The 15,577-nt window shown below is 74.8% G+C and carries 22 protein-coding genes; 10 read left to right on the plus strand and 12 right to left on the minus strand.

Going from position 1 to position 15,577, the window contains the following annotated elements:
- Window positions 1–27: 27 nt before the first annotated feature.
- Window positions 28–936 carry a GNAT family N-acetyltransferase gene (locus DNK53_RS07370; protein WP_110181668.1) on the plus strand — a complete coding sequence of 303 codons (909 nt, stop codon included), beginning with the start codon at window positions 28–30 and terminating at the stop codon, window positions 934–936.
- A gap of 37 nt (window positions 937–973) precedes the next feature.
- Here the strand turns inward: DNK53_RS07370 and nadA are convergent, their stop codons facing one another.
- From nadA to DNK53_RS07400, 6 genes are all read right to left on the minus strand, one after another.
- Entirely contained in the window at window positions 974–2,155 is a 1,182-nt protein-coding gene (gene nadA / locus DNK53_RS07375) for a quinolinate synthase NadA (RefSeq protein ID WP_110181669.1), read from the minus strand.
- 61 nt (window positions 2,156–2,216) lie between these two features.
- The gene (locus tag DNK53_RS07380) at window positions 2,217–3,005 is read right to left on the minus strand and encodes a sensor histidine kinase (protein WP_162599826.1); all 789 of its coding nucleotides are present in this window, start codon (window positions 3,003–3,005) and stop codon (window positions 2,217–2,219) included.
- Between the two features lie 71 nt (window positions 3,006–3,076).
- Window positions 3,077–3,652, minus strand: a complete 576-nt coding sequence (gene pspAB / locus DNK53_RS07385) for a PspA-associated protein PspAB (RefSeq protein WP_110181671.1) — start codon at window positions 3,650–3,652, stop codon at window positions 3,077–3,079.
- Window positions 3,653–3,657: 5 nt separating this feature from the next.
- Window positions 3,658–4,569 carry a zinc metalloprotease HtpX gene (gene htpX, locus DNK53_RS07390; RefSeq protein WP_110181672.1) on the minus strand — a complete coding sequence of 304 codons (912 nt, stop codon included), beginning with the start codon at window positions 4,567–4,569 and terminating at the stop codon, window positions 3,658–3,660.
- 1 nt (window position 4,570) lies between these two features.
- A complete protein-coding gene (gene pspAA, locus DNK53_RS07395) occupies window positions 4,571–4,849 on the minus strand; it encodes a PspA-associated protein PspAA (RefSeq protein WP_110181673.1) in 279 nt (92 codons plus the stop codon).
- On the minus strand, window positions 4,846–5,637 hold the full coding sequence (locus tag DNK53_RS07400; RefSeq protein ID WP_110181674.1) for a PspA/IM30 family protein: 792 nt from the start codon (window positions 5,635–5,637) through the stop codon (window positions 4,846–4,848). Before DNK53_RS07400 ends, pspAA begins: the two co-directional genes overlap by 4 nt.
- Window positions 5,638–5,771: 134 nt before the next feature.
- On the opposite strand from DNK53_RS07400, the gene DNK53_RS07405 reads away from it, so the two are divergent.
- Together DNK53_RS07405 and DNK53_RS07410 are read left to right on the plus strand one after the other, a co-directional pair.
- Window positions 5,772–6,428: a DUF3043 domain-containing protein gene (locus DNK53_RS07405; protein ID WP_110181675.1), complete on the plus strand. Its 657-nt coding sequence runs from the start codon at window positions 5,772–5,774 to the stop codon at window positions 6,426–6,428.
- Between the two features lie 67 nt (window positions 6,429–6,495).
- The gene (locus DNK53_RS07410) at window positions 6,496–7,314 is read left to right on the plus strand and encodes a hypothetical protein (protein ID WP_110181676.1); all 819 of its coding nucleotides are present in this window, start codon (window positions 6,496–6,498) and stop codon (window positions 7,312–7,314) included.
- On the opposite strand, the gene DNK53_RS07415 is transcribed toward DNK53_RS07410, so the two are convergent.
- The 5 genes from DNK53_RS07415 to paaA are packed head-to-tail and all read right to left on the minus strand — an operon-like array spanning window position 7,302 to window position 10,861.
- Window positions 7,302–8,366 (minus strand): 2Fe-2S iron-sulfur cluster-binding protein, encoded by a 1,065-nt coding sequence (locus DNK53_RS07415; RefSeq protein ID WP_204163807.1) that lies wholly within the window; start codon window positions 8,364–8,366, stop codon window positions 7,302–7,304. The two genes, DNK53_RS07410 and DNK53_RS07415, sit on opposite strands and share 13 nt — an antisense overlap.
- Window positions 8,363–8,848 carry a 1,2-phenylacetyl-CoA epoxidase subunit PaaD gene (paaD, locus tag DNK53_RS07420; RefSeq protein ID WP_239456411.1) on the minus strand — a complete coding sequence of 162 codons (486 nt, stop codon included), beginning with the start codon at window positions 8,846–8,848 and terminating at the stop codon, window positions 8,363–8,365. Before paaD ends, DNK53_RS07415 begins: the two co-directional genes overlap by 4 nt.
- Window positions 8,845–9,633 carry a 1,2-phenylacetyl-CoA epoxidase subunit PaaC gene (paaC, locus tag DNK53_RS07425; protein WP_239456412.1) on the minus strand — a complete coding sequence of 263 codons (789 nt, stop codon included), beginning with the start codon at window positions 9,631–9,633 and terminating at the stop codon, window positions 8,845–8,847. The genes paaD and paaC overlap by 4 nt, the downstream gene beginning before the upstream one ends.
- Complete coding sequence (gene paaB / locus DNK53_RS07430; RefSeq protein ID WP_110181679.1) at window positions 9,630–9,917, minus strand: 1,2-phenylacetyl-CoA epoxidase subunit PaaB; 288 nt, start codon at window positions 9,915–9,917, stop codon at window positions 9,630–9,632. Before paaB ends, paaC begins: the two co-directional genes overlap by 4 nt.
- Window positions 9,914–10,861: a 1,2-phenylacetyl-CoA epoxidase subunit PaaA gene (gene paaA / locus DNK53_RS07435; RefSeq protein WP_110181680.1), complete on the minus strand. Its 948-nt coding sequence runs from the start codon at window positions 10,859–10,861 to the stop codon at window positions 9,914–9,916. Before paaA ends, paaB begins: the two co-directional genes overlap by 4 nt.
- Before the next feature lie 118 nt (window positions 10,862–10,979).
- On the opposite strand from paaA, the gene DNK53_RS07440 reads away from it, so the two are divergent.
- From DNK53_RS07440 to DNK53_RS07455, 4 genes are all read left to right on the plus strand, one after another.
- Window positions 10,980–11,525: a GNAT family N-acetyltransferase gene (locus DNK53_RS07440; RefSeq protein ID WP_110181681.1), complete on the plus strand. Its 546-nt coding sequence runs from the start codon at window positions 10,980–10,982 to the stop codon at window positions 11,523–11,525.
- A 92-nt stretch (window positions 11,526–11,617) separates the two neighbouring features.
- Window positions 11,618–11,845: a hypothetical protein gene (locus DNK53_RS07445; RefSeq protein ID WP_162599827.1), complete on the plus strand. Its 228-nt coding sequence runs from the start codon at window positions 11,618–11,620 to the stop codon at window positions 11,843–11,845.
- A gap of 21 nt (window positions 11,846–11,866) precedes the next feature.
- Window positions 11,867–12,583 carry an AzlC family ABC transporter permease gene (locus DNK53_RS07450; RefSeq protein WP_110181683.1) on the plus strand — a complete coding sequence of 239 codons (717 nt, stop codon included), beginning with the start codon at window positions 11,867–11,869 and terminating at the stop codon, window positions 12,581–12,583.
- The gene (locus DNK53_RS07455) at window positions 12,583–12,879 is read left to right on the plus strand and encodes an AzlD domain-containing protein (protein WP_110181684.1); all 297 of its coding nucleotides are present in this window, start codon (window positions 12,583–12,585) and stop codon (window positions 12,877–12,879) included. Before DNK53_RS07450 ends, DNK53_RS07455 begins: the two co-directional genes overlap by 1 nt.
- Before the next feature lie 64 nt (window positions 12,880–12,943).
- Here DNK53_RS07455 and dapB read toward each other — a convergent pair whose 3' ends face one another.
- Window positions 12,944–13,690: a 4-hydroxy-tetrahydrodipicolinate reductase gene (dapB, locus tag DNK53_RS07460; protein ID WP_110181685.1), complete on the minus strand. Its 747-nt coding sequence runs from the start codon at window positions 13,688–13,690 to the stop codon at window positions 12,944–12,946.
- A gap of 135 nt (window positions 13,691–13,825) precedes the next feature.
- On the opposite strand from dapB, the gene DNK53_RS07465 reads away from it, so the two are divergent.
- The 3 genes from DNK53_RS07465 to DNK53_RS07475 are packed head-to-tail and all read left to right on the plus strand — an operon-like array spanning window position 13,826 to window position 15,576.
- Window positions 13,826–14,341 carry a class I SAM-dependent methyltransferase gene (locus DNK53_RS07465; protein ID WP_110181686.1) on the plus strand — a complete coding sequence of 172 codons (516 nt, stop codon included), beginning with the start codon at window positions 13,826–13,828 and terminating at the stop codon, window positions 14,339–14,341.
- Between the two features lie 51 nt (window positions 14,342–14,392).
- Window positions 14,393–15,007 (plus strand): ArgP/LysG family DNA-binding transcriptional regulator, encoded by a 615-nt coding sequence (locus DNK53_RS07470; protein ID WP_110182374.1) that lies wholly within the window; start codon window positions 14,393–14,395, stop codon window positions 15,005–15,007.
- Window positions 15,008–15,012: 5 nt separating this feature from the next.
- Window positions 15,013–15,576: a hypothetical protein gene (locus DNK53_RS07475; RefSeq protein ID WP_239456413.1), complete on the plus strand. Its 564-nt coding sequence runs from the start codon at window positions 15,013–15,015 to the stop codon at window positions 15,574–15,576.
- The last annotated feature ends 1 nt before the right edge of the window (window position 15,577 follow it).

The following is a 15,577-nucleotide window of genomic DNA, read 5'->3' on the forward strand; positions in this document are numbered from 1 at the left end:
ACGGCGTCGGCGTACGATGCCCGGGTCATGACAGTCGTGCCGGAACCCGAGCGTCCCGACCTCCGGATCCGACCCCTGCACCGCGACGACCTGCGGGTCGTCGAGCGCCTCTCCTCGCACGCGTTCCTCGACCTGGAGCAGCGCCTCGCCGTGCCGGGCAGCGCCGCCCCGGTGGGGCGCTCCGTCCAGGCCGCCCAGGTGTGGATCGCGCGGACCGCGCGGCTGCTGGAGAGCGACGCCGACGGCTGCTGGGTCGCCGAGCTCGGCGACGACGTGGCCGGCTTCGCGACCTCCTTCCGGCGCGAGACGACCTGGTTCCTCTCGACGTACGCCGTCCTCCCCCGCTGGCAGGGGCTGGGGATCGGCAAGGCACTGCTCGACGCCGCGCTCACCTACTCCCGGGGCTGCGTGCGGGGCATGCTCAGCGCGTCGTCGGACCCCCGGGCGGCCAGGCGGTACCGCCTGGCGGGCTTCGACCTGCACCCCCAGATGCGGCTGGAGGGCACGGTCGACCGCAGCGCCGTCCCGGAGCTGCGCCACCTGCGCGCCGGGACCTCCGGCGACCAGGAGTGGATGGACTCGCTCGACCGCACGGCCCGCGGGGCCGGCCGCGGCCACGACCACGCCTTCCTCCGCTCGGTGCACCGCCTGCGCGTCATCGACCACCGGACCGGGCGCGGCTACGCCTACAGCAACCTGGACGGCGTCCAGCTCCTGGCCGCCGACAACCGGCGCACCGCCACGCGGCTGCTCTGGGACGCGCTGGCGGCGGTGCCCGAGGGCCGCACCACGCGCGTCGCCCACGTGACCGGCGCCAACCAGTGGGCGGTGGAGACGGCCATGGAGGCCGGGCTGCACGTCCGGCTGGACGGCTACCTCGGGCTCAAGGGGCTCAAGCCCCCGACGCCGTACCTGCACCACGGCGCCCTGCTCTGAGCGCCCTGCCCTGAGCTCCCTGCTCTGAGCGCCCGGGTCAGTCCCGCTGGGAACGTCCCGGCAGGGCGAGCATCCGCTCCAGCGCCACCTGCGCCCAGGCCTGCGTCTCGGCGTCCACCTCGATCCGGTTGACCACCGTGCCGCCGACGAGCGACTCCAGCGCCCACACCAGGTGCGGCAGGTCGATCCGGTTCATCGTCGAGCAGTAGCAGACGTTGCGGTCGAGGAAGACGATGTTCTTGTCGGGGTGGGCGTCCGCGAGCCGCTTGACGAGGTTGAGCTCGGTGCCGATCGCCCAGGTGGTGCCGGAGGGCGCGGCCTCGATCGTCTTGATGATGAACTCGGTGGAGCCGACCAGGTCGGCCTTGAGCACCACCTCGTGGCGGCACTCGGGGTGGACCAGGACCTTGAGGTCGGGATGGGTCGCGCGCAGCTCGTCGACGACGTCCTCGCTGAACCGGCCGTGCACCGAGCAGTGGCCGCGCCACAGGATCATCCGCGCGTCGCGCAGCTCCTCGGGCGTCAGGCCGCCGCCGGGGAGGAGGGGGTTCCAGACGACGCAGTCGTCCAGGTCCATGCCGAGCTGCAGGACGGCCGTGTTGCGCCCCAGGTGCTGGTCGGGGAGGAAGAGGACCTTGGCGTCGGAGTCGACCCCGCCCTTCTCGCCGAACGCCCACTCGAGCGCCACGTCGGCGTTGGACGAGGTGCAGACCGCCCCGCCGTGCCTGCCGCAGAACGCCTTGATGTCGGCCGAGGAGTTCATGTAGGTCACGGGGACGACCTGGTCGGCGATCCCCGCTGCCTCGAGGGCCTCCCAGCAGTCCTCGACCTGGGCCAGACGGGCCATGTCGGCCATCGAGCAGCCCGCCGCGAGGTCGGGCAGGACGACCTGCTGGTCGTCGGAGGTGAGGATGTCGGCGGACTCGGCCATGAAGTGGACGCCGCAGAAGACGATGAACTCCGCGTCCGGGCGGGCCGCCGCCTCGCGCGCGAGCTTGAAGCTGTCGCCGGTCACGTCGGCGAACTGGATCACCTCGTCGCGCTGGTAGTGGTGGCCCAGGACGAAGACCCGGTCGCCGAGGGCCTCCTTCGCCGCGCGAGCGCGGGCGACGAGGGTCGGGTCGGAGGCGACCGGGAGGTCGCCGGGGCACTCCACTCCGCGCTCCGCGTCCAGGTCCCGGCCCTTGCCGAGGGGCAGCAGCGGCAGGTCGATCGTCATGGGCGCATCCTATGCGCACCCCCCGCACGCGCACCGCGCGCGGACCCCCGGCGGGCGGCAGTCAGGACGCCGACGTCACCGGCAGGGAGAGCCACACCGTGGTGCCGCCGCCGGGACCCTCCTCGACCCCGACCTCGCCCCCGTGGGCGGTGACGACGCGTCGGACGGTGGCCAGGCCCAGCCCGAGCCCGGGGACGCGCTTGTCCAGGCGGACCATGGGCTCCAGGACGCGCTCGCGGTCCTCCGCGGGGATGCCCCGGCCGTCGTCGGTCACGGTCACGCGGGACCTGTCGTCGTGGGACTCGGCCGCCACCACCACGCGCGGGGCCGCGCCGTCGGTCGCGAACTTCACGGCGTTCTCCAGCAGGCCCGTGAGGACGACGCGCCAGTCGCCGGGGGCGCCGGGCACGGTGGGCAGGGTGCCCTGGACCACGACCTCGCTCGGCAGCAGGCCCTCGAGGGCCGCCAGCACCGCCTCCAGCTCGGCCTGCAGGTCGGTGGTGCCCGCGCTCGGCTCGTGGGCGTGGTCCAGCAGGTCGGCGGTCATCCGCTTCATCCGCGCCGCGCTGCCGCTGGCGCGCTCCAGCAGGGAGACCAGGAGCTGCTGCGAGTCGTCGACCTGGTCGCGGGCGATCTCCAGCGACATGGAGACCGCGGCGAGGGGGTTGTTGAGGTCGTGCGCGACCTGGCCCACCACCCGGGCCACCTCGGCCTCCGCGCGGGCGGCCGCCTCGTGGGCGTCGAAGGCGCGGGCGTCGGCCGCGACGAGCGCGGCCTCGAGACGGCGCAGGGCGGCCAGGTCGTCGGCGTCCGCGAGCGCGGCCGCCAGCCGCTGCAGGTCGGCGGTCACCTCGGGAGGCGTCCCCGCGGGGCTCGCGGGGCTCGCGGGGCTATCGGCGCGGTCGTCAGGGGTGTCGGGGCTCACAGTCCCGGAGCATCCCACACCGCGAGCCACCTCTGGAGGTCTTTCTCCATGGGGAGCTCGCCGGCGAGGAGGTCGCGGACCTGGAGCTCGAGCAGGTTGTCGCGCCGCTTCTCCCCCGGCACCTGCGCGAAGGGGTAGAAGGTGCCCTGCTTGTAGAGGTAGACGAGCCCGACGGTCCGCCCGTCGGGTCCGCGGAAGGGCACCAGGGTGCAGAGCAGGGAGTGCCCGAAGCCCTGGCCGGCCAGGCTGGTGTTGACGGCGTGGAGGTCGGTGCAGAGCCCCGAGACGTCGCCGGGGTCCCCCTCCGTCACGAGCCAGGTGTAGCCGTAGGGATCCTGGGTGGTGGTGACCGGGGGCGCCCCGGGATCGCTGCCGAGCAGCGCCACCACGTCGTCCTGCGTCTGCGCGAAGGCCGCGCCCGCCGCAGCCCGGTAGCAGACCGAACCGGTGCCGGTCGGCAGGAGCCCGGCGGCCGTCTGCAGGGTGACCGCCGCGCTCGGCACGAGGAAGAGCGCGTCCAGGTCGGGCGCCTTGGGGCGCGCCCGCCCCATGAGGGAGTCCCAGAAGCCCACGCCGGTCAGCCCGTCGGCCGGGAGAGCTCGCCCTGGATCCGCGCGAGCTGCTCGAGCCGCTGCTCCAGGGAGGGGTGCGTGGCCGTGATCGTCCGCAGGGAGGCGCCGCTGACGGCGGGGGCGATGAAGAAGGCGTTCATCGCCTTCGTCCCGCGGAGGTCCTGCTCAGGGATCATCGACATCTCGCCGGTGATCTTCTGCAGGGCCGAGGCCAGGGCGGCCGGCTTGCTGGTCAGGTAGGCACCGGCGCGGTCGGCGGAGAGCTCCCGGTAGCGGGACAAGAGCCGGGTGAGGAAGAAGCTGACGGCGTAGACCACCAGGCTCACGACCAGGGCGATCGCGAAGGCGGCCGCGGTGCCCTGGTTGTTGTTGCCCCGACCCCGGGTCAGCCCGCCGAACTGGGCGCTGCGCGTCAGCATGCCGGCGACGATGCCCGCCGACGACGCGAGCGTCATCACCAGCACGTCGCGGTGCGCCACGTGGGAGAGCTCGTGGGCCAGCACGCCCTCCAGCTCCTCGGCGGTCAGCTTGCCCAGGATGCCCGTGGTCACGCAGACCACCGCCCGGTCGGGCGAGCGCCCGGTGGCGAAGGCGTTGGGGATCGCGAGGTCGGCGACCCCCACCCGCGGCTTCGGCATGTCGGCCATCGCGCAGAGCCGGTCGATCATGCCGTGCAGCTCGGGGGCCTCCTCGGGAGTGACCTCCCGGGCGCGCATCGCCCGCATGGCGACCTTGTCGGAGCTCCACCACTGGTAGAAGGCGACGCCGATCCCGGCGAAACCGATGAGCAGCGCGAAGTCGCTGAAGAGGTACATCAGCGTGACGACGAGGCCGACCAGCAGCGCCCCGAGGAGGAACATCACCAGGGTCATCCGGGCGGTGAGCCCGGTGTCCTTGATGAAACGGGTCTGCGACATGTCAGCCCGGGATGAGGCCGTCGTCGTTGAGCATCGCGCGCACCTCGTCGAGCGCCGCGTCGGCCATCGGGAGGATCAGGTCGGACTCGTCCAGGCTGTCCAGCTCGTGCTGGGTGCCGGCGGTGCGGACACCGTCCAGGAGCGCTTCCAGGGCGGAGCGGAACGACGCCTCGTCGCCAGCCTCGACCGCCTGCTCCACGGCCGCGTCGAGCTCGTTGAGCCGGTCGACCGCGTCCTCGGGGACGTCGAACTGGCCCTCGCCCAGGATCCGGACGATCATCGCGCCTCACCCTCCGTGGTCGACCGGGAGGTCTCCTCCCCCAGCACGTCGCCGGCGGCGGCACCCGTCCCGGGCTCGAGGGCCTCGGGGGCCCGACCGGACTTCAGGCGGGCCAGCTCGGCCTCCACGTCGGAGGTGGAGCTCATCGCGTCCAGCTCGCGGGCGATGTCGTCGCCGCCACCGGGCTGGGAGACGTCGTCGAGGGCGCCGGAGGCGAGCAGCTCGTCGATGGCGCCGGCCCGCGCCTGCATCTGGGCGGTCTTGTCCTCGGCGCGCTGGATGGCGAGCCCCACGTCGCCCATCTCCTCGCCGATGCCCGACATCGCCTCGTTGATGCGGGTCTGCGCCTGGGCCGCGGTGTAGGTCGCCTTGATGGTCTCCTTGCGGGTCCGGAAGGACTCGACCTTGGCCTGCAGCCGCTGCTGGGCGAGGGTGAGCTTCTCCTCCTCCGCCTGGAGCTGGGCGTGCTGGGCCTGGAGGTCCTGGATCTGGGTGGCGAGGCCGGACTTGCGGGTCAGCGCCTCGCGCGCGAGGTCCTCGCGGCCCATGTCGATCGCCTTCTGGGCCTGGCCGGTGAGCTTGTCGGCCTGCTGGGTGAGCTGGTTGACCTGCAGCTCGACCCGCTTGCGGCTGGTCGCGACGTCCGCGACGCCGCGACGTACCTTCGAGAGGAGCTCGAGCTGGCGCTGGTAGCTGTAGTCCAGCGTCTCCCGGGGGTCCTCGGCACGGTCCAGGGCCTTGTTGGCCTTGGACCGGAAGATCAGGCTGATGCGCTTCATGAGACTCATGGGGGCGGGCCCCTCCCTCGTGCTGGTCGCTGGTGCGGTGGTTCTCACCCTAGGGCCAAGCGCAAGACGGGACGAGGGGCCCCCGGGCGGTAGGCTGGAGCGGTTCCCGCCGCACCTCTCACGAAGGTCCCCCGTTGCTCCGACGCACGAAGTCCGACCGGCCCGCCGCGGCCGGCCCCGCCGCTCCGGCCGCCCCGTCCACCGACGCGCCGACCACTCCCTCCGCGGGTGGCGCGCCCGAGACCGCCGACCCGCGGCGCCCCCAGGGCAAGGGTCGCCCCACGCCCTCCCGCAAGGAGGCCGAGGCGGCCGCCCGCGCCCGGGCGAAGGTGCCGCGGACCCGCAAGGAGCTGGCCGCCGCCAAGCGCGCCGCCCGGGTGGACGCCAACGCGAAGGTGCGCGAGGCCCTCAAGACCGGGGACGAGCGCCACCTGCCGGCGCGCGACCGCGGGCCCGTGAAGCGGTTCATCCGGGACTTCGTGGACTCGCGCCTCTCCGTGGTGGAGCTGCTCATCCCGATCATGCTGGTCACGCTCGTCATGGGCTGGACCGGCAACGAGCAGCTGGCCTACCTGGGCAACCTCGTCCTCTTCGGCGGCCTGGTGATGATCGTGCTGGACGGCGTGCTCATGCGCTTCCGTCTCCGCCGCGAGCTCCGCCGCCGGTTCCCCGACGCGCCCACCAAGGGCACGACGTACTACGCGGTGATGCGGGCCATGCAGATGAAGTTCCTGCGGCTGCCCAAGGCGCAGGTCCGGATCGGCGAGAAGCTGCCCGAGCACTACCGCTGAGGTGCGGGGCGCTGAGGTGTGGGGCGCTGACGGTGTGGGCGCTGAGGGGCGTGCGGCGCTGACGGGCATGGAGGCGCAGACCGGCTGGGGGCTCGCCGCCGGGGTCGCCTCGGCCGTGCTCTTCGGGCTGGCGGCCGTGGCCCAGGCGCGGGCCGCGCGACGCCTGCCGTCCACCGACCGGCTCCTCGACTTCGTGCGCCACGGCCTGCGCGACCCCCTCCTCCTGCTCGTGGTGGCGGCCTACCTGGCGGGCTTCGTCCTGCACGCCGTGGCGATCTGGTGGCTGCCCATCTACCTCGCCCAGGCGACGGTCGCGCTGTCGCTGCCGGTCACGGCCGTGGCGGCCGGCAGGGTCGACGGTCGCCTGCCCTCGCACGCGTGGCGCGGCGTGCTGGCGGTCTCCCTCGGGCTCCTCCTCCTGGCTCGCGCGGCCGGCCCGCCCGGCGACGTCCGCGCCGACTGGTGGCTGCCCGGGTCGCTCGCGCTCCTGCTGGCGGCCCTCGTGCTGCTCGCCGGGGCGGCGCCCGCGTCCCGGGCGGCCCTCCTGGGCTGGACGGCGGGCCTGGGGTACGCCGGGTCCGCGCTCGCGGTGCGCGGGGTCGCGTGGCCGCTCGAGCCGGCGGCCGCGGTCGCGGCCCTGCTCGTCCCGCTGCTCGGCCTCGTCGCCTTCTGGCTCTACTCCCGCGGCCTGGCGGGCGGGCTCGTCACGACGGCCACCGCGCCGATGATCACGGCGCAGACCTTCGTGCCCGCGCTGGTCGGCCTCGCCCTGCTCGGCGACGGCACCCGCCCGGGCTGGTGGCCCGGGGTCGCGCTCGGCCTCGGTCTCGCGGTGCTCGGCGCTGCGACGGTACGACCCGCGGCGTCGCCGGCTCAGGCGTCGTAGTCCAGGACGAGCCGCGGGCCGACCGGGTGCGCCTGGCAGGTCAGGACGTAGCCGCGGGCGACCTCGTCGGGCTCGAGGGCGTAGTTCAGGTCCATGACCGCCTCGCCCTCGACCACCCGGGCCCGGCACGTGCCGCAGACGCCGCCACGGCACGCCCACGGCACGTCCTGGCGGACCCCAGCCACCGCCTCCAGCACCGGAGGCCCGCCCCGGGCGACGACGAGGTCGGTGGTGCGTCCGTCCAGACGCACCGTGACCCTGGCCCCCTCGCCCGCGTCCTCCGTCCGCCGCGCGGCGTCGGGTCCGGCCGGCGGGGCCGGCGCGACCGGCTCGGCGTGGAAGAGCTCGGTGTGCACGCGGGTGGCCCCGCCCGCCACCAGGTGCGCCCGCAGGGACTCGACCATCCCCTGGGGCCCGCACAGGAACCACTCGTCCACCCGCTCGCGGTCCACGAGGGCCGCCAGCAGGGCCTCGAACCGCGGGGCGTCGAGCCGTCCCGTGAGCAGGGGTGACTCCTGCTGCTCCCTCGAGAGCACGTGCACGAGCTGGAGGCGGGTGGGGAAGCGGTCCTTGAGGTCCAGGACCTCGTCGAGGAACATGACCGAGCCGCTGCTGCGGTCGGCGCGGACGAGGGTGACGCACGAGCCGGGCTCCTCCTCCAGGAGCGTCCCGACGATCGCCAGCAGCGGGGTGATCCCGGATCCGCCCGCGACCGCCACGTAGGAAGCGCGTCGGGTCGGGTCGGCCTCCACCGAGAACCGGCCCGACGGCGGGAGCACCTCCAGGACGTCGCCCGGGGCCAGGCGCGGGGCGACGTCGTCGCTGAAGGCGCCGCCGGGGAGCCGGCGCACCCCGATCCGCCACTCCCGCGCCGAGGGCGGGCTGCAGAGGGAGAAGGAGCGCCGCGCCCCGTCGGCCCCCACCAGCGTGAGGTGCTGGCCGGCGCGGTAGCGCCACGCCTCGTGCAGCCGCGGCGGGAGGGCGAAGGAGATCTCGAGGGCGTCGTCGGTGAGCGGCCGCACGCCGGCGACCTCGAGCAGCTCGCCCCTCACAGCGGCTTGAGGTGGTCGAAGGGCTCGCGGCACTCCCGGCACACGCGCAGCGCCTTGCAGGCGGTCGAGCCGAAGCGGCTGACCTCGCGGGTCCGGGTGCTGCCGCACCGCGGGCACCTGACGCCGAGGACCAGGTCGACGACACCCGCGACCCGCCCCGGCGGCGCGATCCCGTGGGCGGCGAGCCGTTCCAGGCCGCGGGGGGTGATCCAGTCGGTGGTCCACGCCGGGGCGAGGACCAGCTCGACGCAGACCTGCCGGTAGCCGGCCTCCGACAGCCGGGTCACGAGGTCCTCGCGGATCGTCTCGGTCGCGGGACAGCCGGAGTACGTCGGGGTGATCTGCACGTGCACCCGGCACTGGTCGTCCTCGATGACGTCGCGCAGGATGCCGAGGTCCTCGATGGTGACCACGGGCAGCTCCGGGTCCGGCACGGAGGCCGCCACCTCCCAGGCCCGCGTGGACGGGACGGCGCGGGTCACCACGTCGCCCCCGGGTGGGCCCGGGCGACCTGCTGCATCCGGGCCAGCAGCCCGGGCAGCTCGTCGGTGTGCTCCCCGTGCCGACCCCGGAGCCTCCCACCGGGCTCGGGCGCGAGCCCGTCCGCGAGCCCGTCGGGGAGCCGCAGGGTGGCACGGGCCAGCACCGCGGCGACCTCGCCCAGCACGGTGGGACGCAGCTCGTCCGGCCACGGCAGCACTCCCGCGGCGACCACCTCGGGATCGAGCCAGGAGCCGTCGAAGAGCTCCGACACCCAGGGCCACTCGGCGTCCAGGGCCCGCTGCACCCGGAGGTGGGACTCCTCGGTGCCGTCGCCCAGCCGGAGCACCCAGGCCCGGGCGTGGTCCACGTGGTAGGCGACCTCCTTGACCGCCTTGCCGGCGACGGCGGCGAGCCCGGGCTCGGAGCTGGCGGCGAGGCGCGCGTAGAGCTCGCGCTGCCAGGTGGCGAGGAGGAGGAGCCGCACCATCGTGGTCCCGAAGTCCCGCTGGTCCCGCTCGACGAGGCAGACGTGGCGGAAGTCGGGGGCGTCGCGCCAGAACGCGAGGGCGTCCTCGTCGCGACCGCGGCCCTCGAGCTCCCCGGCCCGCGCGAGCAGGCCGCGCGCCTGCCCGAGCAGGTCGAGGCCGATGTTGGCCAGGGCCACGTCCTCCTCCAGGACGGGCGCCCGGCTGATCCACCAGCCGAGCCGCTGGCTGGCGAGGAGGGCGTCGTCCCCCAGGGCCAGGAGCGCCCGGGCCGATCCCGGGACCAGCGTCGTCGTCACAGGTGCTCGACCCCCTCGGGCACGTCGTAGAAGGTGGGCAGCCGGTAGGTCTTGTCGGCCGCGGGCCCGAAGAAGGCGTCCCGGTCCTCGGGGCGGCTGGCGGTGACCGCCGACGCGGGCACCACCCAGAGGGAGACCCCCTCCTGCCGACGGGTGAAGACGTCGCGGGCGTGTCGCAGGGCGAGCTCGGCGTCCGGGGCGTGCACGGAGCCGACGTGCACGTGGGAGAGGCCGCGCCGCGCCCGGACGAAGACCTCCCAGAGCGGGTCCTCCCACGCCGTCACGCCGCCCCCTGGTGACCGTGCCGGGCGGCGTACGCCGCTGCCGCCTCGCGGACCCAGGCACCCTCCTCGTGCGCCCGGACCTTGTGGGCCAGGCGCTCGGCGTTGCACGGGCCGTCCCCGGCGACGACGCGCGCGAGCTCGGCGAAGTCCACGGGCCCGTGGTCGTAGTGACCGCGCTCGGAGTTCCACCGCAGCTCGGGGTCGGGCAGGGTGAGGCCGAGCACCTCGGCCTGCGGGACCGTCATGTCGATGAAGCGCTGGCGCAGCTCGTCGTTGGAGAACCGCTTGATGCCCCACGCCATGGAGCGCGCGCTGTGGGTGGAGTCGGCATCCGGCGGGCCGAACATCATGAGGCTGGGCCACCAGAACCTGTCGACCGCGTCCTGCGCCATCGCCCGCTGTGCGGGCGTCCCCCGGGCGAGCGTGTGGAGGATCTCGAACCCCTGGCGCTGGTGGAACGACTCCTCCTTGCAGATCCGCACCATCGCCCGCGCGTAGGGACCGTAGGAGCAGCGGCACAGGGGCACCTGGTTGACGATCGCGGCACCGTCGACCAGCCAGCCGATGGCCCCGACGTCGGCCCAGGTCAGCGTCGGGTAGTTGAAGATGGAGGAGTACTTCTGCTCGCCCGCGTGCAGCTTGGCCAGCAGCTCCTCGCGCTCGACGCCGAGCGTCTCGGTGGCGGCGTAGAGGTAGAGGCCGTGGCCCGCCTCGTCCTGCACCTTGGCCATGAGGATGGCCTTGCGCCGCAGGCTCGGGGCGCTCTCGATCCAGGCGCCCTCCGGCTGCATGCCGATGATCTCGGAGTGGGCGTGCTGGGCCATCTGGCGCACCAGCGCCCGGCGGTACGCCGCCGGCACGCGGTCCGTCGGCTCGACCCTGCCGTCCTCGGCGAGCAGCCGCTCCAGCTCGCGGGCGTCCTCGGACGCCTCCTCCGCACCCATGTGGCGACGCTAGCACGCGTATGACACCTCTGTGTAGACCCGCCGCACAGGTGTAACGCCACCGTCGGGACCCCGTCCGCCGTGCCGGACGCGGCCCGGGCACGGCAGGATGGACCGCATGAGCTCCCCCACCGCCGACGTCTCGGTGCGCGTCGCCTGGGCCGACGACGCGCCCGCCATCGCCGCGCTCCAGGTCCGCGCCTGGGCCGACCTCTACGCGGGTGTCGTCCCGGCCGAGGCGCTCCCGCAGGAGCCCGACGAGCTCCTCCCCGTCTGGCGCGAGGCGCTGGGGCGGCCCCGGGACGCCCGCAACCGGGTGCTGGTGGCCCTCGAGCGCAACCGTGTGGTCGGCTTCGCCCTGACCTCTCCCGCGGCGGACCCCGACTGCGACCCGGTGGCGGACGGCGAGGTCGCCGAGATCACCGTCGACCCCGACGAGCGGGCCAAGGGCCACGGGTCCCGCCTGCTGCAGGCCTGCGTCGACACCCTGGTCGCCGACCGCTTCACCCGTGCGGTGACGTGGGTGGCCAGCACCGACGACGCCCTCCGCGGTTTCCTCGTCGCGGCCGGCTGGGGCCCGGACGGCGCCCACCGCGAGCTGGCCACGGAGACCGACGGCGGGCCGGCGGTCAAGCAGGTCCGCCTGCACACCGCGATCGCCTGACCCGGGGACGCTCCACTGTTGACATCCTTGCCCCGAGGGGCAGGATGGAGGAAGTCCGGTGACGACGCCGGACCCGCCCCCAGGAGGTTCCGGTGCTAGGACCACTCCCCCGCCTCCACCAGCTCGTGGTCGTCGCGACGGCGCTGGCCGTCTTCGTCGGGCTGGGCGTCTGGGCCGGCGTGCTCGACTCCGTCCCGGTCCTCGTCAGCGGCGGGGCCTCGCTCGGCGTCCTCCTCGGGACGCTCAGCGCCTGGCTGCTCGTGCACGAGCCCCACGACGTCCGCGACGCCCGCGCACACCCGCGCCCCCGCCGCCGCTGACCGGCGGGCTACCCTCCCCCGGTGCCCGACACCGGCCCCCTCGACGCCCCGCTGCCACCCGCGGACCGGTCCCGCATCCTGCGGGACTCGGCGGGCGTCGCCGTCGCCACGGGCCTGTACGGCGTCTCGTTCGGCGCGATCTCCGTCGCGTCGGGGCTCAGCGTGCTGCAGTCCTGCGCCCTGTCGCTGCTGATGTTCACCGGGGCGTCCCAGTTCGCCCTGGTGGGCGTCGTGGCCGGCGGCGGGAGCGCGTGGTCGGGCGCCGCCTCGGCAGCCCTCCTGGGCACGCGGAACACGCTCTACGGCCTGCGCCTGGCCCCGCTCCTGCAGCACCGGGGGCCACGGCGCCTGCTCGCCGCGCACCTCGTGATCGACGAGTCGACCGCCATGGCCGCCACCCGCGAGAGCCGGGCAGCCGCCCGCACCGGCTTCTGGGCGACCGGGCTGGGGATCTTCGCGCTCTGGAACCTCGCCACGCTGGTCGGTGCCCTGGCCGGCAACGCCCTGGGCGACCCCCGTGCCTACGGCCTGGACGCCGCGGTCGGCGGCGCCTTCCTGGCGCTGCTCTGGCCACGCCTGGACTCGCGGGGGCACCGGTTGGTCGCCGTCCTCGCCGCCGCCGTCGCCCTCGGGCTGGTCCCGCTCACCGCGGCCGGGGTGCCCGTCCTCGGCGCCGCGGGGGTCGCCCTCCTCGTCGGAGCGCTCTCCGCCGCCCGGCGTCCGGGGAGGACCGCCTGATGTGGGCCGCCGTGCTCGTCGCCTGCGGCGGCTGCTACCTGCTCAAGCTCGCCGGTCTGTCGGTGCCCCCGGCCGTGCTGGCCCACCCCGTCGTCTCCCGCACGGCCGACCTGATCCCGGTGGCGCTCCTCGCGGCGCTGCTGACGGTGCAGGTGCTGGCCAGCGGCTCCGCGCTCGTCGTGGACGCCCGGCTCGTCGGCCTCGCGGTCGCGGTGGTCGCGCTGCTGCTCCGGGCGCCGTTCCTCGTGGTCGTCTTCGCGGCGGCCCTGGCGGCCGCGCTGGTCCGCGCCCTCTGAGGACCGGGGCCCAGCCGCGCACGCTCGGGCGGCGGCTCGGGCAGTGGGGCGCGGGCAGCGGGGCTCAGGCCGGCAGGTCGAGGACGTGCTCGAGGCCCACCGTCAGCCCGGGGTGGTCGCCGACCGCACGCAGTCCGGCCAGGACGCCCGGGGTGAAGCCGGCCCGGTCCATCGAGTCGTGGCGGATGGTCAGCGTCTCGCCCAGCTCCCCCAGCACGACCTCCTGGTGGGCGACCATGCCCCGGATGCGGAGCGCGTGCACCGGGATCCCCGACACCGACGCGCCCCTGGCCCCGTCGAGGGCGGTGCTCGTGGCGTCGGGCATCGGCGCGGAGCCGGCGGCCTCGCGCGCGGCGGCGACGAGCTCGGCGGTGCGCCGGGCGGTCCCGGACGGCGCGTCGGCCTTGTCCGGGTGGTGCAGCTCGACGATCTCGACGGAGTCGAAGAACGGGGCGGCCAGCGCGGCGAACCGCATCATCAGGACCGCGCCGACGGAGAAGTTCGGGGCGACCAGGACCCCGGTGCCGGGACTGTCGGCCAGCCAGGCACGGAGCCGCTCGAGCCGCTCCTCGTCGAATCCCGTGGTGCCGACGACGGCGTGGATGCCGTGGCGCACGCAGAACTCGAGGTTGTCCATGACCACGTCGGGGTGGGTGAAGTCGACGACGGCCTCCGCACCGGCGGTGACCAGCGCCTCGATGTCGTCCCCGGCGTCGACCTCGGCGACGAGGACGGTGTCCGCGGCCTCGCTCACCGCCCGACACACCTCGCGGCCCACCTTGCCCCGGGCCCCGAGGACCCCCACGCGCAACCGTGCCCGACGTCCTTCTCGCTCATCCGTCACGCCCGGCAATCTAGCGCCCACGTCGCCGTCGGCCCTGGCGGGCCCACGACGCGGGGGAGGCGGTGGCTGACTCCCGAGGCCGGCAATGGCAGGCTGTCCACCATGGCAGTGCAGACGATTCCGCCCCGGATCCGGTGGGCGGTGGACCTGATGGACGTCCAGCCCCACGACCAGGTGCTGGAGATCGGCTGCGGGCCGGGAGCCGGGGCGGAGCTCATCTGCGCCCGCCTGGAGACCGGCAAGCTCTTCGCGATCGACCGCTCCGAGTCGGGGGTCGACCGGACGAAGCGCCGCAACGCCAAGCACGTCGAGGCGGGCCGGCTCACCGTCCGGCAGATCGACCTGGCCACGCTGCGGGTCCCGGTCAAGCGGCTCACCAAGGTGTTCGCGTTCAACGTCAACCTCTTCTGGGTGCGACCCTGCGAGGACGAGGTGGCCCTGCTGCACGAGCGGCTCGTCCCCGGCGGCTCGGTCTACCTCTTCTACGAGACGGTGCGCCCCGAGCTCGTCCCCAACATCGTCGAGAAGACCTCGGCCGCCCTGGTGAGCGCGGGCTTCCGCGTCTCGATCGTGGAGCAGAAGGCCCCGCCGGTCATCGGCATCATCGGGCGCAAGTAGGCCCACACCTCATGCTTGACATCATGAGGTCACAACCTGATGATCGAGGGCATGAGTCCTGGACCTGATGGACAGCGCTGCGTCGTCCTGACCGTCGACCAGCGCGACAGCCGACGTCGCCCCGACGCGGTCGGCCCCGTCCTCGAACGGCTGGCCACGGTGCCGGCGCTCCTCGGCTTCCAGCGCACCGCCGGCGACGAGTTCCAGGGCGTCCTGGACGACGCGGCGGCCCTGCCCCCCGTCCTGGAGCTCCTGCTGCGCGAGGGCCACTGGCACGTGGGCCTCGGGCTGGGTCTCGTCGAGACCCCCCTTCCCACCGAGGCGCGCGAGGCCCGCGGGTCTGCCTTCGTCGCTGCCCGGGAGGCGGTCTCCTCCACCCGGACCGCGCCGTGGCAGCTGCGCGTCGCCGGCGAGACCCCCACCGCGCGCCACCTGGAGTCGGTGTGCTGGTTGTGGGCCGCGGTGCTGGGCCGGCGCACCGCCAAGGGGTGGGAGGTGGCCGACCTCGTCGACGAGGGCCTTTCCTACGAGGCGACCGGACGCCGGCTCGGGATCACCCAGTCGGCCGTCAGCCAGCGCGCCGCCGCCGCGGGCCTGGTGGAGGCGCGCCGCGCCCGCGAGCTGGTCGCCGTCCTGGCCGGGCAGTGGCTGCGGACGGGAGGATGACCGACGTGCCCGCCGACGACCTGACCGCCACGGCCTGGCTGTGCCTGGGCCTGCTCGCCGCCGCCGTCCTCGCCGCCGCGACGGGGTGGCGGTGGCAGCGCTCCCCCTGGCTCGGCGGCCTCCAGGTGGTGCTCCTGCTCGCCACCGCCGGAGCGGGGGCGCTCCGTCCCGGGCTGCTCGGCGCCCCCGACGCCCTCCCCGTCGCGGTCCGGACGACCTGCGTGCTGCTCGCCGTCCTCGGCGGTGGCCCGCTCACGACCGCCGTCTTCCGGCTCGTCGACGGGCGCGAGGACCAGCGGCCCGGCTCCGTGCGCAGGGCGGCCGAGGTGCTCCGCGGGGGCGCCTGGATCGGTGCCCTCGAACGGGGCGCCGTGGTCGTCTCCGTCCTGCTCCGCTGGCCGGAGGGGATCGCCGTGAGCCTCGCCGTCAAGGGGCTCGGCCGCTACCCGGAGCTGCGCAACGAGGAGCACACCGGGATCGCGGAGCGGTTCCTGATCGGCACGTTCGTCAGCGTGCTCTGGGCGGCCGCCTGCGCGGGCACCGCCCTGCTCCTCTGCCCACCGGGCTGAC

This window comes from Nocardioides solisilvae (assembly GCF_003194625.1).
GTDB classification, from domain to species: domain Bacteria; phylum Actinomycetota; class Actinomycetes; order Propionibacteriales; family Nocardioidaceae; genus Nocardioides; species Nocardioides solisilvae.

Coding starts and splice junctions, on each gene's coding strand:
- DNK53_RS07370 (WP_110181668.1), top strand. CDS start 28: ATGACAGTCGTGCCGGAACCCGAGCGTCCCGACCTCCGGATCCGACCC.
- nadA (WP_110181669.1), bottom strand. CDS start 2,155: ATGACGATCGACCTGCCGCTGCTGCCCCTCGGCAAGGGCCGGGACCTG.
- htpX (WP_110181672.1), bottom strand. CDS start 4,569: ATGTCGCAGACCCGTTTCATCAAGGACACCGGGCTCACCGCCCGGATG.
- pspAA (WP_110181673.1), bottom strand. CDS start 4,849: ATGATCGTCCGGATCCTGGGCGAGGGCCAGTTCGACGTCCCCGAGGAC.
- DNK53_RS07400 (WP_110181674.1), bottom strand. CDS start 5,637: ATGAGTCTCATGAAGCGCATCAGCCTGATCTTCCGGTCCAAGGCCAAC.
- DNK53_RS07410 (WP_110181676.1), top strand. CDS start 6,496: ATGGAGGCGCAGACCGGCTGGGGGCTCGCCGCCGGGGTCGCCTCGGCC.
- paaA (WP_110181680.1), bottom strand. CDS start 10,861: ATGGGTGCGGAGGAGGCGTCCGAGGACGCCCGCGAGCTGGAGCGGCTG.
- DNK53_RS07440 (WP_110181681.1), top strand. CDS start 10,980: ATGAGCTCCCCCACCGCCGACGTCTCGGTGCGCGTCGCCTGGGCCGAC.
- DNK53_RS07455 (WP_110181684.1), top strand. CDS start 12,583: ATGTGGGCCGCCGTGCTCGTCGCCTGCGGCGGCTGCTACCTGCTCAAG.
- DNK53_RS07465 (WP_110181686.1), top strand. CDS start 13,826: ATGGCAGTGCAGACGATTCCGCCCCGGATCCGGTGGGCGGTGGACCTG.
- DNK53_RS07470 (WP_110182374.1), top strand. CDS start 14,393: ATGAGTCCTGGACCTGATGGACAGCGCTGCGTCGTCCTGACCGTCGAC.